Here is a 15,043-nt window from a genome sequence, read left to right as displayed (position 1 = left end):
GCCCACTCCCACAGATAGGCTAGAGAAGTTGAAACTGTGCATACCTGTGGGAGCGGGCTTGCCCCGCGAATGGGCCGCAACGCGGCCCCTGCGCGCTCAAAGCTGGCCAAAAGCCTGAATCTCGACCCGATACTCAGGCGCCGCCAGCGCAGCCCCCACACACGCCCGCACCGGTGGCTGCTCACCCACCCAGGCGTCATACACCTCATTCATCGCCGCAAACTCCCCCATGTCGGCCAGCCAGATCTGTACGCGGGTCAGGTTGCCCTTGCCAGCGCCGACCTGCGCCAGCCACTGCTCCAGCTGTGCCAGTACGCAACGCGTCTGGCTGGCGATATCGCCCGGCGCGAGGGCGACGATTCCCGAAGTTTCCAGGCGGCCATCCACCAGCACCATCTGACTGGCACGTTTGCCGGGGTTGATACGTTCGATCATCAACGCGCTCCTTAGAACAACACGTAGGTCTTGCGCAGGGTCTCGCGGATGTCCCACACGCCTTCGCAGTTCTCCGGGAACAGCACCGCGTCGCCCGCCCGCAGCTCGACCGGCTCGCCGCCGTCGGGGGTGAAGGTGCAGCTGCCACTGACGATGTGGCTGAACTCGCGGTTTTTCAGGTAGCGGCGGAACACCCCGGGGCTGCTTTCCCAGACGCCAATGCTGGCGCCGACCGCTTCATCGGTCTGGTCCTGTGCCGTGGCGGCCTGGGCGACCGGTTCGCCGATTGGCAGGCGGGCAGGGGCTGGCGTGCCCAGGGGGGTGGCAGCGGCATTGCGGACAACGGTTAGCACTTGGCTCATGGTTGGGCTCCTTCAGGCTTTACGAACGACGGTTTTGTAGGACGGTGACTGTGCAGGGAGATAGGCACCAGGTAGGTGCCCACGGCCGCGCCGATACGCGACAGCGAGGTCGCCAGGCCCACGGTGGATGCGCGGATTTCGGTGGGGAACAATTCGTTGGGGTAGACATATTCCAGCACCTGGGCGCCGCCTATCAGCACCGCATAGGCACCAAACAGCACCAGCACGGTGGTGGGCGAGGCGTCGGGGAACACGCCCAGCAGCACCAGCGACATACCCGACCAGAGGAAGCTGTGGATCAGCATTTTGCGCCGCCCCAAGCGGTTGATCAGGAACGCATTGAGTGGCGCATCTTCGACGGAGCGTTTGGGTACAGACATTGGATTTACCTCTTGTTGTTATCCGACGCACGAGCGTGGCGGCACTATGGCACCGGGCCGCAGGGGCTCCCTATAACGGTTCGGACGGGTCGTGGGATGGCATTGCGAGGTGTGAGTGGCGTATGGGGGCTTGTGGGAGCGGGCTTGCCCCGCGAACACCGGCCAAGCCGGTGCCATGCAGCGCGTGGCTCTATTCGCGGGGCAAGCCCGCGCCCACAAACGCCTACCGAGACCGGGTCAACAGTGCATCCAGCACCACCTCACAGGCCGCCCCCCAACTGGCCCCCACCGGCTGATGCATCAACACGGCCAGCCCATCGGCGGTAAAGGTGCCCGGCGTGGCAATCGCCTGCCCCAAGGCCTTGAGCGTGTGCTCGGGCTGTTGCTGCGCACTGGTCACACAATCCTGCAGGTTGCCCAGCACCAAGGCGCGTGCTTCGGTTGCCGGCAGGCCTTTGTCGGTCAGCCACTGCTGCAAATCGTGCAACAGGAAGTAGAACCAGCCACTCATGCACGCGGCCACCGTGGCCAGCTCGAACGCGGGCTCATCCTGCAGGACCACCAGATTGCCCAGGGCCTCCAGGCATTGTTCTGTCGGTGCATCTGGCGGGCAAACCACTACCGTGGACTGGTTGTGTTGCGCCGCGTAAGACAGCATCACGCGCACGCAGTGGGCCGCCGGAAAGGCCCTGTGCAATTGCGCAAGGTTCACCCCCGCCGCCAATGACAGTAAACGTTGCCCTGGGCGTAAACGCACCTCGTTGGCCAGTTCTGTTAGCGATTGTGGGCGCACGCCCAGCATCACCAGCTCGGCCTGATCGACCACTGCCTGATTGCTCGGTAGTACTTGGCAACCCAGCGAGTGGGCCAGCGCTTCGGCGCGCTGGGCGTTGCGTGGCGAGAGCAGGATCGCGCCGTCATAACCACTGCGGCGCAGGCCCACTACCACTTTTTCGGTCAGCTCGCCGACCCCGAGAATGCCCAGGCTGTGCATGTTGCCTCCTTTTCAGCTTTCTAGGCCGGCGCGGCGCTGGCCCCAGTGCAGGTTCAGGTTCACGCCCATACTCAGCAGCGGCTCCGGTGGGTTGCGGTTAGGCCCCGCGGAGCCCAGCAGGAAGTCGATCAGCTCGTCGCGCTCGCCGCTCAGCCAATCGGCCAGCAGGGTACCGGTGGCGGTACCCCGGGTAATCCCCAGGCCGTTGCAGCACAAGGCGGCGTGGACATTGGGGGCCAGCGTGCCGAAGTGCGACAGGTGGTTGCGCGACAGGCACATCGAGCCGCCCCAAGTGAACTCGAACGGCGTGCCCGAGAGCATCGGAAAGCGCCGTTCGAACGATTCCCGGTGCTGCCGACCGGCCCGCTGCAAATGGCGCTGATGGGCGCGGCCGTCAGCGTTGAAGCTAAAGCTGTTGCGCACCAGCAGGCGTTGGTCCGGCGTGCGCCGCAAGGTGCTGCCAAACGGGTCGGCGGGGATCAGGCCCCAGGTCGCCTTGCCGCCCAGGCGTGCCTGCTCGTCCTCGCTCAGCGGGCGGGTCATGCTGGCGTAGGTGAAAATCGGCAGCAGTCGGCCCGGCAAAAAGCCAAAGTACGAGGCGAAGGCGTTGTTGGTCAGCAGCAACTGGTCGGCAACGATCTCGCCGTGGGCATGCTTGAGGGTGATGCGCGTGCCCTGCTCGATGCGGGTGATGGTGGTGTGCTCGTACAGTGTCACGTTGCTGGGCAGGCTTTCTGCCAGGCCTTTGGCCAGGGCGGCCGGCTGCAGCAACTGGGTGCCTGGGGTGTACAACGCCTTGCGGTAGAACGAGGTGCCGAAGTGCTCGGGCAGGTCGCGGGCATCGATCAGTTGGTAGGGCTGGCCGAGTTTTTCCAGGCCGCTGCGGTAAGCCTCCAGCACAGCCAGGCCCTTGTCTTCGACGGCGGCCTGGTATTTGCCGTCCGGGCGGATCTGGCAGTCGATGCCGTGCTGGTCGATCAACTTGCGCAGTATCGACTGCGCGTGCAGGTTGAGTTTGAGGTTCATCCGCGCAGTGGCCAGGTCACCGATGTAGTCAGGTGCGCCGATGTCGTGGGGCAGGTCGATGGCAAAGCCCGAGTTGCGCCCCGAGGCGCCGAAGCCGACTTCCTGGGCCTCCACCAGGATGATCTCGTCGTCAGGGTGATGCAGCGCCAGTTGCCGCGCGGCGGCAAGGCCGGTGAAGCCGGCGCCAAGCACCACCCAGCGCGCTTCGCTCCGCCCCCGGTGCGCGGCGCGTGGCTGGCGCATGGGGCTGAGGTGGAACCAGCCGCAACCGTTGTCGTCCGCGGGGGTAGAGGTGTTTCTGTACATGGGTTTTATCCGTGTTGTTTTCTTCACTGTCGCATGGCGCGCGCGGGGGGCATATAACGGAAGTGACGGGTCGTGGGAGGTTTTGAATTGACCTTGCCGAGCGGCTCGTGATTTGCTCGGGTTGTCGGTGAGTGGCCCGTGCAACGGCCCCTGCACCCCCTCGATCATTCAAAGGAAGCTGAAGGTCTGCCATGTCCGAATACACGCTGCACTGCTTCGCAGAATCCGGTAATGCCTACAAAGCCGCCCTCATGCTCGAACTCACCGGCCAGGCCTGGCAGCCGGTGTTCGTCGACTTTTTCAACGGCCAGACCCGTGAGCAATCTTGGCGCGATGAAGTGAACGAGCAGGGCGAGGTGCCCGTGCTGGAGCACGCCGGCAAGACCCTCACCCAGTCAGCCCTGATCCTTGAATACTTGGCCGAGCAGACCGGCCAGTTCGGCCCACGGGATGAGGACGAAAAGCGTGAGATCTGGCGCTGGATGTTGTTCGACAACCACAAGTTCACCAGCTATTACGCGGCGCTGCGGTTCATCTATTGCCTGAAACAGATGGGCGAATCAGACGTGACCAAGTTTTTGCGTGATCGCGCGACGGCCGCTTATCGCGTCGTTGATGCGCATTTGGCGAAGACACCGTTCATGGTCGGTGGGCGGTTGACCATCGCCGACCTGTCGTTGGCGGGGTATGTGTTCATGCCTGAGGATACGGGTATCGCGCTGGACGAATTTGTCCATATTGAGGCCTGGAAAGCGCGTATCAAGGGCACGCCAGGATGGAAGCACCCGTATGACTTGATGCCTCGGACAGCTTCTGTGTAAGTGATTCCACCCATTCGCGGGCTTGCCCGCGAATACGCCATTCGGATGACTGGTCGGTGACAAGCCGGACAGCCTGACTACGCTCAGAACGTAAGAAATATTCTGCAACAACTGGCCAGATGACCCTGAAGGATCTCGTTCACTTGCTGCAGAGGGAAGGCCGCACTGGTTTGCAGGTCGCCCCATGGGGGGGCCGGAACTCATGGGGTACCAGGTGTAACCCCGTGCTACTCCAAGCGGAGGCTCATCATGCTCAAGAAATGCTTGTTGGCTTTGGCGATCGGCGCGGTTCTGTCAGCGTCGGCAGTGTTGGTGCCTGACTCCATTGGCGGTGCTTCCAGCGCGTATGCGAAGGATGGTGGCGGTGGAGGAGGTGGCGGTCATGGTGGCGGCGGTGGCGGCGGCGGTCATGGTGGCGGTGGTGGCGGCGGCGGTCATGGTGGCGGTGGTGGAGGTCATGGCGGCGGTGGCGGTGGCGGTCACGGTGGCAGCGGAGGTGGCGGCGGTCATGGTGGTGGAAGCGGCGGTGGCGGAGGTGGTGGCCATGGCGGCAGTGGCAGCGGACACAGTGGCGACGGCGGTGGGCATGCCAGCTCGGGTCGTGGTGACAATGGTCGTAACGGGGCCGATGATGGTGCCAACCATGAGGCCAACCATGAGGCCAACCATGAGGCCAACCATGAGGCCAACCATGAAGCCAACCATGAGGCGAATCACAATGTGGGTGAGGCCCACGGTGTAGGGCATGGCGCGGATGATGGTGCCGATCATGATGTCGGAGACGATCATGGCGGTGACCGCACTTAGTATTTGAGTTGGCCTTGCTGGCCTCTTCGCGGGCAAGCCTGCTCCCACAGGTACACCACTGATTTCAAGTGCAGTGATACACCTGTGGGAGCGGGCTTGCCCGCGAAGAGGCCGGTACTGACACTGCACACTTCAGATCGACAACCGCACCACCCGGTTATCCAGGGCCTGTTGCTCCTGCCCCCGTCTTTTGTTCACCACCAACTCGCCAATCGCAATCAGCCGCGTCCGGGTGATGTTGCGCGACAACCCCAGCAGCTGCGCGGTATGCACCTGGTTGTAATGGCAAAAACGGTAGGCCGAGCGCAGCAAGGCGTTTTCGACCTTCTCATACAGGTCCCCCGACTGCTCCTCGTACAAGCGGCTGAACGCCCGCTGCAGCAAGTCCTCCACAGGGTTGTTGCCAGGCTCCTCGTCTTGGCGCTCGATACGCAGGTTGGACAGGCGCAGGTCGTGCGCCTGAATCAACCCGTCACCGCAGGTCAGCAAACTGTGGTGAATGACGTTCTCCAGCTCGCGGATGTTGCCCGGCCACGCATACTCGACCAGCTTTGTCTGGGCATTCGAGCTCAACTCCACCGGCCCGTAACTCAACCGGTCGCTGTAGCTGCGAATGAAATGCCGCGCCAGGGGCAGGATGTCGCCTGGCCGATCACGCAGCGGGTGCAACTGCAAGGTCACCACGTTCAGCCGGTAATACAGGTCCTCGCGAAAATGCCCGGCATTGATGGCCTTCTCCAATTGCACGTTGGTCGCCGCCAGCACCCGCACATTGATCGGGATGCTCTTGCGCGAACCTAGCCGTACCACTTCGCGCTCCTGCAGCACGCGCAGCAGCTTGACCTGGATCGGCAAGGGCAGGTCGCCGATCTCATCGAGGAACAGCGTGCCGCCGTTAGCCTCCTCGAACCAGCCGGCCTTGGCCGCCAGTGCGCCGGTAAACGCGCCTTTTTCGTGGCCGAACAGCTCGGCCTCGACCAATGACTCGGAAAACGCGCCGCAGTTGACCGCAACGAACGGGCCGTTACGTCGGCCGCTGAGGTTGTGGATGTGGCGCGCGACCAGCTCCTTGCCCGTGCCGGTTTCGCCGATGATCAGCACGCTGGCCTCACTGGGCGCGACCTGTTGCAGGTGGGCGAGCAGCGCCTGTGATCGGGGGTCTTCGAAGACCTGTGCAGTCGCCCTGATCGAGGTGGCCAGTGTCGGCGACGGGGGGAGGGTCAGCAGTTGCATGGGCAATCCTCAGGAATAGAAGGATGGGGCAGGGCGTTTGTCGTTGAGGGCCCATTCGCCGAGTTCATGGATGCGGTAATCCACCGGGTCGTGCAGGGTCTGTGTCCTCAGGTTGCGCCAGTGGCGGTCGAAGCGCAGCGAGGCGTGGGTGGCACGAGCACCGGTGACCTCGAACAGGCGGTTGCAGATATCCAGGCCATGGCGGCTAGCGGCAACCTTGGCGGTGCCGATGGCCAGGGCCAGGTCGCCGCGTTCTTCGGCGCTGAGGGCATGTTCCTTGGCCCAGGCAGCATCGAGCTGGCGGGCGGCGCGTTCAATCAGCAAACGCACGCTTTCCAGGCCAACCCAGAACTCGCCGTAATGGCGCAGCACGTAAGGGTCCTCGGCGGTGCTGGTGGCGCTTGAGCGGAACCACGGCCGGCTTTCCTTGAGGGTGTACTGGCGGGCTTCTTCAAACGCCCCTTCGGCAATACCGAGGAACAGGTTGGCGAAGTGCAGTTGGGCAATCAACGGGCGCAAGGCCGCGAACGGCGTGCTCAGCGGGCCTGGATCGAGCAGCAGTTCATTGTGCTCGACCCGCACCCGTTCGAACGTGGCGCTGCCGCTGTCGGTCTGGCGCTGGCCGATGTTGTTCCAGTCGCTGTGCAGGCTGATGCCGGTACGGCCACTGGGGATGGCGGCAATCAGCAGCTTGCCGCCAGCGCGTTCGTCCACGGCCGAGGCGATCAGCATTTCCGAGTCGCTGGCGCCGGAGCAAAAGCTCTTTTTGCCAGAAAACTCGCACCAGCCATCGAAGTGCTTGACCACCGTGCGTGTGTCCAACGGATTGAGGGCATTGCCCCAGAACCACTGCTTGCGAGCGGTCTGCTCGAACCAGGGCTGCCATTGATCCGGGCGCGAAAACAGCCGTACGGTGGCCAGCATCAGGTGATGGAAGCCGAAGACGTGGGCAATGGAGCTGTCGACCCGGGCGAACTCGCGTACCACTTCGAACGTGTCGTACCAGCTGGCGCCTTGGCCACCGAAGGCTTGCGGGATGGCCAGTGACAACAGGCCACTGTCACGCAGTGCATCGCGCTCGGTTTTGGGCGTGCCGCCGCGTTCGTCTCGTTCGACGGCGGTCTGGGCGAACTGCCAGGCGAGCGCGCGGGCGATGGCCAGGGCAGGGCGCGGGGCAGTGTTTACAGGTGCATTCATGGCCGCTCCTCAGGCGCTTTTGCGCAGTGCGTGGTGGGCACCGAACAGCGGCACGGCACGCTCGGCGGCCAGGCGAATTCGCGCGGCCAGCGCCTCGCTGGAGACGCGGTAGTCGGCCAGTTCCGCCTGGCTGGCAAACACGCCGATAGGCAGCGTCAGGGCCTGGAGGAAACTGAACAGCGGGCGCAACTGGTGATCGAGCACCAGCGCGTGGCGCTCACTGCCACCGGTGGCGGCCAGCAGCACTGGGGTGTCGATCAGGGCGTCCTGGCCGATCAGGTCGAACAGGTGCTTGAAATGCCCGGTGAAGCTGCCGCGGTACACCGGCGTGGTCACCACCAGCAGGTCGGCCTTTTCGACCAGGCGCAGTTGCTGCTCCACCGCCTCCGGCAGCTCGCTGCGCCACAGGGCGCTGCCCAGGGGGCGGGCAATTTCACCCAGGTCGATGAGGTGAGGCTTGATGTTCAGGTGTTCGGCCAATTCCGCGAGGATCGCCTCGGTCAGGGCCAGGGTGCGCGAGGGGCGGGAAGTGCCGCCAGACAGGGCTACGACGTTCAGTGGGGTGCTCATGGGCAAGTCTCCGGTTCTGGTGAGCAGGGGACTTTGCTGGAGCAATCGTCGTGCCGTTTTTGAATCTTGTTAGAGATCAACGTGTTGCGATTATTCGGCGCGCGGGTAGGTGTTGCCGTGTGGGCGCTGGTTGTTGATCGAGTGTTGCGCTGCAGACAGTTGGCCAGGTGTTGGCGGCTGTACAGTTGGGAGAGTTATAGAGGATTTCGGGATAACAAAAAAAGAATAAGAATTTATATTCTTATGCTGTTTTGTGATCTAACGAGGGGTGGCACTGGCCTACAGGAGCGGCTTCGCCGTGGGGCCGGACCGGTCTGAAAAGGGGCGCAAAGCGCCCCAAGCAACCCGAACCCTAACTGTGCGGCACCACCTTGGTCGCTGTATTGCCCGCATACTCCGGCTTCAGGTGCCCCTGCTCATCCAGCAGGTACGCATCCATCACCTCACGCACCACCGGCCCCGCCACGCGCCCGCCCGCTTCGCCGTTCTCGATCATCACCGCCACCACCACGCTGGGGTGATCGGCCGGTGCGAAGCCGACGAACAGGGCATTGTCGCGATGCCGTTCCAGGGTCTTGTTACGGTTGTAACGCTCGCCTTGCTTGATTGCCACCACCTGCGCCGTGCCGCTCTTGCCGGCGATACGGTACTGGGCGCCGGCCGCCGAGGCGCGGGCGATGCCGCGGGGGTCGTGCATGACCATCTGCATGCCCTGGCTGACCTGGTCCCAGGCGTGTTTGTCGTGTAGCACGATGTCGGGCATGGGGTTGGGGTCGACCGGCGTTTCGCCGCCAACGGTCATGGCCAGGTGCGGGCGGTGCCACACACCTTTGCTCGCCAGCAGGCTGGTGGCCTGGGCCAACTGCAGTGGGGTCACTTGCATGTAGCCCTGGCCGATCCCCAGGATCAAGGTCTCGCCCGGGAACCACGCCTGGCGCCGGGTGGCGCGCTTCCATTGCGCGGATGGCATCAGCCCGGACGCTTCTTCGAACATGTCCAGCGATACCTTCTGGCCCAGGCCGAACTCGGCCATGTAATCGTGCAGGCGCTCGATCCCCAGCTTGTGCGCCAGGTCGTAGAAGTAGGTGTCGTTGGACCGCATGATGGCGGTGTACATGTCCACCCAACCGTCGCCGCTGCGGTTCCAGTTGCGGTACTTGTGCGCATAGTTGGGCAGCTCGTAGTAACCCGGGTCGAACACCCGGCTGCCGGGCGTGATGACGCCACTGTCGAGGCCGGCGATGGCCACTTCCGGCTTGACCGTCGAGCCCGGCGCATACAGGCCGCGCAGTACGCGGTTGAACAGCGGCCGGTCGATGGAATCGCGCAGGGCGGCGTACTGTTTGAAGCTGATGCCTTTGACGAACAGGTTGGGGTCGAAGCTCGGGTTGCTGACCATCGCCAGCACATCGCCGTTGGCCGGGTCCAGCACCACCACCGAGCCGCGGCGGTCGCCCAGGGCCTTTTCGGCCGCCAGTTGCAGGTGGGCATCCAGGCTCAGGGTGATGTCCTTGCCGGGGATCGGCGCCTTGTGGTTGAGCACACGCATGACCCGGCCCTGGGCGTTGGTCTCGACTTCTTCGTAGCCCACCTGGCCGTGCAGTTGGCTTTCGTAGAAGTGCTCGATGCCGGTCTTGCCGATCGACTGCGTGCCCCGGTACTCGGTGCTGTCGAGGGCCTTGGCTTCTTTCTCGTTGATGCGCCCAACGTAACCCACCGAATGGGCGAAATGCTCGGCGAGCGGGTATTCGCGAATGAACTGCGGCTCTACCTCAAGGCCAGGCAGGCGGAACTGATTGACCGCGATCAGGGCGATCTGCTCTTCGTTCAGGCCGACCATCAGGGTGACCGGCTCGAAGGGCTTGCGGCCACGGCGCAGGTCTTTATCGAACTGTTTGCGGTCATCCTCGCCGAGGCTCAGAACCTGCGCCAGGGCGTCCAGCACCTTGGCCGAATCGCCAGCCCGTTCGCGGGTCATGGTCAGGTCGAAACTGGGTTTGTTGTCAGCCAGCACCACGCCGTTGCGGTCGTAGATCAGCCCGCGCTCCGGGGCGATGGGCAGTACGTGCACGCGGTTGTTTTCCGACACGGCAGTCTGCTGGTCGTGTTGCAGGACCTGCAGCACATAGAGGCGGCCCACCAGGACGGCGACCAGGCTGAAGACCAGGGTGGCGCAGGCCAGGAGCCGGCGGTTGACCAGGTGCTTTTCCTTTTCGTGGTCCTTGAGGGGGATGGGTTGCGGCATCGGTGGCTCTATGGGGGTGACGGTGTGGCCGGGCGGCGGCTTCGGGGCCGGCGATGCTACGCAACCCCTCCTTTTCCCTCAAGGCAGGCGGGTTTCGCTAAGGGCGGGTTATCAGCTGTTGGCCCCGGTATCAGGGTGTTCACGGGCAATATGAAGATTTGTTCATGCCGGCGCTCGGGTGGCTGCTCAATCTTCAGGCGGTACAACGTGCTCACAGCCTCGGTCAGTTCGCCGAATGGCGTTCTGGTAACCCTTGCGCAGCCGTGACCTGCTATGCCTATGGGATGCAAACCGTAAAGGGACGGTCCACCGATGCTGGTCGTCGAGCAACTGCACAAGTCATTCATCACCCCTCAAGGCCCGCTGCCGGTGTTGCAGGGCATCGACCTGCACCTGGCGCGCGGAAGCAGCCTGGCGCTGATGGGGGAGTCCGGCAGTGGCAAGAGCACCTTGCTGCACCTGATTGCCGGCCTGGACCGTGCCGACAGTGGGCGCATCCTGATTGACGACGAACCCCTCGATGGCCGTTCGGAGGCGTCACTGGCGCGGTGGCGCAGGGAAGGCATCGGCTTGGTGTTTCAGCAATACAACCTGATCAGTAGCCTGGACGTGGGGGCCAACCTTGCGTTTCAGGCAAGGCTCGCCAACCGGCATGATCCCCATTGGCTGGCGTACCTGGCACAGCGCCTGGGGTTGGCCGAACTGTTGACGCGCTACCCGGAGCAGTTGTCCGGCGGCCAGCAACAGCGGGTCGCCATCGGCCGTGCCCTGGCCGCTCGCCCAGCCTGGGTGCTGGCAGACGAGCCTACCGGCAGCCTTGACGAGGCCAGCAGCGATGCAGTGCTGGGCCTGTTTCTGCAGTTGGTCGCCGAGGCCGGCAGCGGCGTTCTGATGGTGACCCACAGCCAGCGTCTGGCGGCGCGGCTCGCGCGCAGCTGCTACCTGCAGGCGGGCCGTGTGCGGGGCGAGCAGGGGCTATGAGCCCACTACTGCTAACCCTGCAGGCGCTGCTGAGTCATTGGCGGCGTCATCGCGTGCAGTGCTTCAGCATTTTCACCGGCTTGTGGCTGGCCACTGCGTTGTGGACCGGCGTGCAGGCGCTCAACAGCCAGGCGCGCAGCGACTATGCCCGCGCCAGTGCGGTGCTGGCGGGGCCGATGCAGGCGCAACTGGTACCGCGTGGCGGTGAGCGGTTCGATCAGGCGCTGTACCTGCAGCTGCGCCAGTCGGGCTGGCCGGTTGCTCCGGTACTGGAGGGGCGGTTGCGGTTTGCTGGCGAGCAGCCGGTGAGTGTGCGGCTGATAGGCATCGAGCCGTTGAGCCTGCCATCGACCACCGCCGTGGCTGGCGTGCGGGCGGCTGACTTCGACTTGCAGGCCTTTATAGGTATGCCGGGGCAAGCCTGGGTAGGGCCGGATACCTTGCGTCAGCTGGGCAAGGCCGTTACCGACAGGGCCGTGAGCAGTGAGGGGCAGGTACTGCCGCCTTTTGTGCTCAAGCCGGAGCTGGCGCCTGGTGTGATCGTGGTCGACATCGGCCATGCCCAAACCTTGCTGCAAGCCCCCCGGCGACTGTCGCGGCTGTTGCTGACGGGGCCTGCCGAACCCTTGCCTGCGGCCATTGCCGCGCAGCTCGAACTGCAGCCACCCAGTGATGACGGTGGCTTGCAGCGCCTGACCGAAAGCTTTCACCTGAACCTCACCGCCCTTGGCCTATTGGCCTTCGTGGTCGGGCTGTTTATCGCCCATGCCGCCATTGGCCTGGCACTGGAGCAACGCCGGGGCCTGATCAGAAGCCTGCGTGCCTGTGGCGTCAGCTTGAACAGCCTGTTACTAGGGCTGGGTTTGGAACTGGGCCTGTTCGCGGTGCTGGGCGGCCTGGCCGGGGTGGCTAGCGGCTATGGGCTGGCGGTGTTGCTGCTGCCGGACTTCGCTGCCAGCTTGCGCGGCCTGTATGGCGCTCAGGTCGCCACCGTGTTGCACCTGCCGGCGTGGTGGTGGTTGACGGGGGTCCTGGTGAGTGTGCTGGGGGCGCTGCTGGCCGGTGTGGGCAGTGTCATGCAGGCCGCCCGCCTGCCGCTGTTGGCACTGGCGCAACCGCAGGCGTGGCGGTGGGCACAAAGCCGCGGGTTGAAACGCCAGCGCTGGGTGGCAGTGTTCTTGCTGCTGGGGATGCTGGGCTGTTGGCAATTGGGCCAGGGCCTGGTCAGTGCATTTATCACGGTGGCGGCACTGCTGCTGGCATGCGCACTGTTGCTGCCGGCCTTGCTCGACAGCGTGTTGGCCTGGGCTGCACGTGGGTGCCGTCGGCCCCTCTCGCAGTGGTTCATCGCCGACAGCCGCCAGCAACTGCCCGCATTGAGCCTGGCGCTTATGGCCTTGCTGCTGGCACTGGCCGCCAGTGTTGGCGTGGGCAGCATGACCGAGGGTTTTCGCAAGACCTTTGTCGGCTGGCTTGATGCACGCTTGTCCGCTGACCTCTTCGTGACGCCTCGGGACACCGCGCAAGGCCTGCAGATCAGTGAGTGGCTCAAGCAGCAACCTGCGGCCACGGTGGTGCTGCCTGGCTGGCGTGTGGAAACGCACCTGCAGGGGTGGCCGGTGCAGGTGCAGGGGGTGATCGACCACCCTGCCTACCGCGAGCGCTGGCCTTTGCTGGACCAACACGCGCAGGCCTGGCAGCAGTTGGCACAGGGCAAGGCGGTGATGCTCAGCGAACAATTGGCCCGGCGCCTGAAGGTGACGGTGAGCGACACATTGCCACTGGCGGCAGGCGCCGCGCAGCCCATGACGGTGGTCGGGGTGTATGCCGACTACGGCAACCCCAAAGGCCATGTGCTGGTCAATGCCGACTGGCTGCGCAGACACTGGCCGCAGGCGGCGCTGACCGGCCTGAGCCTGGATGTCGACTCCACGCACCTGGCGCCGCTGAAGGCTGCGTTGCAGCAGCGCTTCGCCCTGGATGACAGCCGCGTGGTCGAGCAGTCGCGCTTGAAGCGCTGGTCGACCGAGGTGTTCAACCGCACCTTTGCGGCCACCGCCGCCCTCAACAGCCTCACGCTCGGTGTCGCCGGCGTGGCCATGTTCATCAACCTGCTGACCCTGAGCCAAAGCCGGCTGGGCCAGTTGGCGCCGCTCTGGGCCCTGGGTGTGCGCCGCTCGCAACTGGTCTGGCTGACGCTGGGTCAGACGCTCATGTTGAGCAGCCTCACCGTGCTGTTGGCGATCCCTGTCGGTGTCTTGCTGGCCTGGTGCCTGGTGGCGGTGGTGAACGTGCAGGCGTTTGGCTGGCGTTTGCCGCTGTATGTGTTTCCGGCGCAATTGCTGCAGTTGGCCATGCTGGGCCTGCTCACCAGCCTGCTGGCCAGCGCCTGGCCGTTGTGGCAGTTGGCGCAGCGCCATCCCAGCGATCTGTTGAGGCAGTTTGCCGATGAACGCTAAAGCCTGTGTGTTGTGGTGCGCGCTGCTGAGCGGTTGCGATCAGCCTGCGCCAGCACCGGATAGTTTTGCCGGGCTGGGCCAGCAGGCGAGCGGGTTCAACCCGGTGACGCGTGACCATGCCTTGGTGTTCCCTCGCGATCACGGTGCCCACGATGGCTTTCGCATTGAATGGTGGTATGTCACGGCCAACCTCAAGGACCGCCAGGGGCGCGACTGGGGCGCGCAATGGACGCTGTTCCGTTCGGCCCTGCACCCTGGGGCAGAGACCGCCGACTGGAACAGCCCGAACCTGTGGATGGGGCACGCGGCCTTGACCGGGCCAGGCGGGCATCGTTCTGGCGAGACCCTGGCGCGTGGGGGTGTCGGGCAGGCCGGGGTGGAGGCTGAGCCGTTCCGGGCCTGGATCAATGGCTGGTCTTTGCAGGGCGCGGAGGGCATCGCTCAGTTGCAGATGAAAGCGGTCGGTGAAGGCTTTGCTTATGACCTGAGGCTGCGCAGTGACAAGCCGCTGGTGCTGCACGGCAGCCAGGGTTACAGCGAAAAGTCGGGCAAGGGGCAAGCCTCGTATTACTACAGCCAACCCGCTTATCGCGTCACGGGTGAGGTGCAGCACGAGGGCCAATGCATCGCGGTCACGGGCCAGGCCTGGCTTGACCGGGAGTGGAGCAGCCAACCGTTGGCGGCCGGGCAGACGGGGTGGGACTGGTTTTCACTGCACCTGGACAGTGGCGCGAAGCTGATGTTGTTCCAGGTGCGCGAGGCCCAGGGTTTGCCGTATCGGGCGGGGACGTGGGTCAGTGCGCAGGGCGAGGTGGTGGCGCTGCAAGGCGATCAGATTGAGCTTCAGGCGTTGGCCTGGACCCGGCAGGAAAACGGCAAGGACGTGCCGACGCGCTGGCAGGTGCGGGTGCCGCGGTATGGGGTCGATGTGCAGGCCGATGCTGTGGAGCCGCGTGCCTGGATGCGCACCCGGTTTCCTTACTGGGAGGGGCCGGTGCGGTTGCAGGGGAGTGCGGGGGGCCGGGGGTATCTGGAGATGACCGGGTATTGATCTGCAGTCGCGCAGAGAACACGGATCATTGTGGGGGCAACAGTCTTGCTCGTTGTGCAAAAATGAACGCATGACCTGTGGGAGCGGGCTGCCCCGCGAACACCGGCGAAGCCGGTGCCATCCACCACGCTGCCTGTTTCGCGGGGCAAGCCCGCTCCCACAGAATCTGGGCGGGC

At 64.6% G+C, this 15,043-nt stretch carries 13 protein-coding genes and 1 pseudogene; 4 read left to right on the top strand and 10 right to left on the bottom strand.

Annotation, left to right across the window (positions count from 1 at the left end; all coding sequences use genetic code 11):
* Positions 1 to 96: 96 nt before the first annotated feature.
* The 5 genes and pseudogenes from OGV19_RS12970 to OGV19_RS12950 all read right to left on the bottom strand — a co-directional run bounded on the left by OGV19_RS12970 (position 97) and on the right by OGV19_RS12950 (position 3,503).
* Positions 97 to 435, bottom strand: a complete 339-nt coding sequence (locus OGV19_RS12970) for a RidA family protein (RefSeq protein WP_264313744.1) — start codon at positions 433 to 435, stop codon at positions 97 to 99.
* Between the two features lie 11 nt (positions 436 to 446).
* A complete protein-coding gene (locus OGV19_RS12965; protein ID WP_264313743.1) occupies positions 447 to 797 on the bottom strand; it encodes a cupin domain-containing protein in 351 nt (116 codons plus the stop codon).
* A 47-nt stretch (positions 798 to 844) separates the two neighbouring features.
* A pseudogene (locus tag OGV19_RS12960) lies at positions 845 to 1,141 on the bottom strand (MFS transporter); the annotation flags it as partial.
* 259 nt (positions 1,142 to 1,400) lie between these two features.
* Entirely contained in the window at positions 1,401 to 2,171 is a 771-nt protein-coding gene (locus tag OGV19_RS12955; RefSeq protein WP_264313742.1) for an NAD(P)-binding domain-containing protein, read from the bottom strand.
* A 12-nt stretch (positions 2,172 to 2,183) separates the two neighbouring features.
* Positions 2,184 to 3,503, bottom strand: coding sequence for an NAD(P)/FAD-dependent oxidoreductase (locus OGV19_RS12950; protein ID WP_264313741.1), 1,320 nt, complete (start codon positions 3,501 to 3,503; stop codon positions 2,184 to 2,186).
* A gap of 191 nt (positions 3,504 to 3,694) precedes the next feature.
* Between OGV19_RS12950 and OGV19_RS12945 the strand changes: the two genes are divergently transcribed.
* Entirely contained in the window at positions 3,695 to 4,324 is a 630-nt protein-coding gene (locus tag OGV19_RS12945; RefSeq protein ID WP_264313740.1) for a glutathione S-transferase family protein, read from the top strand.
* Between the two features lie 294 nt (positions 4,325 to 4,618).
* On the opposite strand, the gene OGV19_RS27805 is transcribed toward OGV19_RS12945, so the two are convergent.
* From OGV19_RS27805 to mrdA, 5 genes are all read right to left on the bottom strand, one after another.
* Complete coding sequence (locus tag OGV19_RS27805) at positions 4,619 to 5,167, bottom strand: hypothetical protein (protein ID WP_413470122.1); 549 nt, start codon at positions 5,165 to 5,167, stop codon at positions 4,619 to 4,621.
* Between the two features lie 96 nt (positions 5,168 to 5,263).
* Positions 5,264 to 6,364 carry a sigma54-dependent transcriptional activator SfnR gene (sfnR, locus tag OGV19_RS12935; protein WP_264313739.1) on the bottom strand — a complete coding sequence of 367 codons (1,101 nt, stop codon included), beginning with the start codon at positions 6,362 to 6,364 and terminating at the stop codon, positions 5,264 to 5,266.
* 9 nt (positions 6,365 to 6,373) lie between these two features.
* Complete coding sequence (locus tag OGV19_RS12930) at positions 6,374 to 7,561, bottom strand: acyl-CoA dehydrogenase family protein (protein ID WP_264313738.1); 1,188 nt, start codon at positions 7,559 to 7,561, stop codon at positions 6,374 to 6,376.
* Positions 7,562 to 7,570: 9 nt separating this feature from the next.
* On the bottom strand, positions 7,571 to 8,131 hold the full coding sequence (gene msuE / locus OGV19_RS12925) for an FMN reductase (protein ID WP_264313737.1): 561 nt from the start codon (positions 8,129 to 8,131) through the stop codon (positions 7,571 to 7,573).
* Between the two features lie 352 nt (positions 8,132 to 8,483).
* Positions 8,484 to 10,376, bottom strand: coding sequence for a penicillin-binding protein 2 (mrdA, locus tag OGV19_RS12920; RefSeq protein WP_264313736.1), 1,893 nt, complete (start codon positions 10,374 to 10,376; stop codon positions 8,484 to 8,486).
* Between the two features lie 312 nt (positions 10,377 to 10,688).
* Between mrdA and OGV19_RS12915 the strand changes: the two genes are divergently transcribed.
* Genes OGV19_RS12915 through OGV19_RS12905 form a run of 3 tightly spaced genes read left to right on the top strand, consistent with a single transcriptional unit; the run spans position 10,689 to position 14,867 of the window.
* Complete coding sequence (locus OGV19_RS12915; protein ID WP_264313735.1) at positions 10,689 to 11,357, top strand: ABC transporter ATP-binding protein; 669 nt, start codon at positions 10,689 to 10,691, stop codon at positions 11,355 to 11,357.
* Positions 11,354 to 13,816 (top strand): ABC transporter permease, encoded by a 2,463-nt coding sequence (locus OGV19_RS12910; protein ID WP_264313734.1) that lies wholly within the window; start codon positions 11,354 to 11,356, stop codon positions 13,814 to 13,816. The genes OGV19_RS12915 and OGV19_RS12910 overlap by 4 nt, the downstream gene beginning before the upstream one ends.
* Positions 13,806 to 14,867, top strand: coding sequence for a lipocalin-like domain-containing protein (locus OGV19_RS12905; protein ID WP_264313733.1), 1,062 nt, complete (start codon positions 13,806 to 13,808; stop codon positions 14,865 to 14,867). Before OGV19_RS12910 ends, OGV19_RS12905 begins: the two co-directional genes overlap by 11 nt.
* The last annotated feature ends 176 nt before the right edge of the window (positions 14,868 to 15,043 follow it).

The sequence above is a fragment of the Pseudomonas putida genome (assembly GCF_025905425.1).
Classification (GTDB): domain Bacteria; phylum Pseudomonadota; class Gammaproteobacteria; order Pseudomonadales; family Pseudomonadaceae; genus Aquipseudomonas; species Aquipseudomonas putida_AF.
The sequence above is the reverse complement of the archived record's forward strand: the minus strand, read 5'-3'. Positions and strand labels throughout refer to the sequence as shown.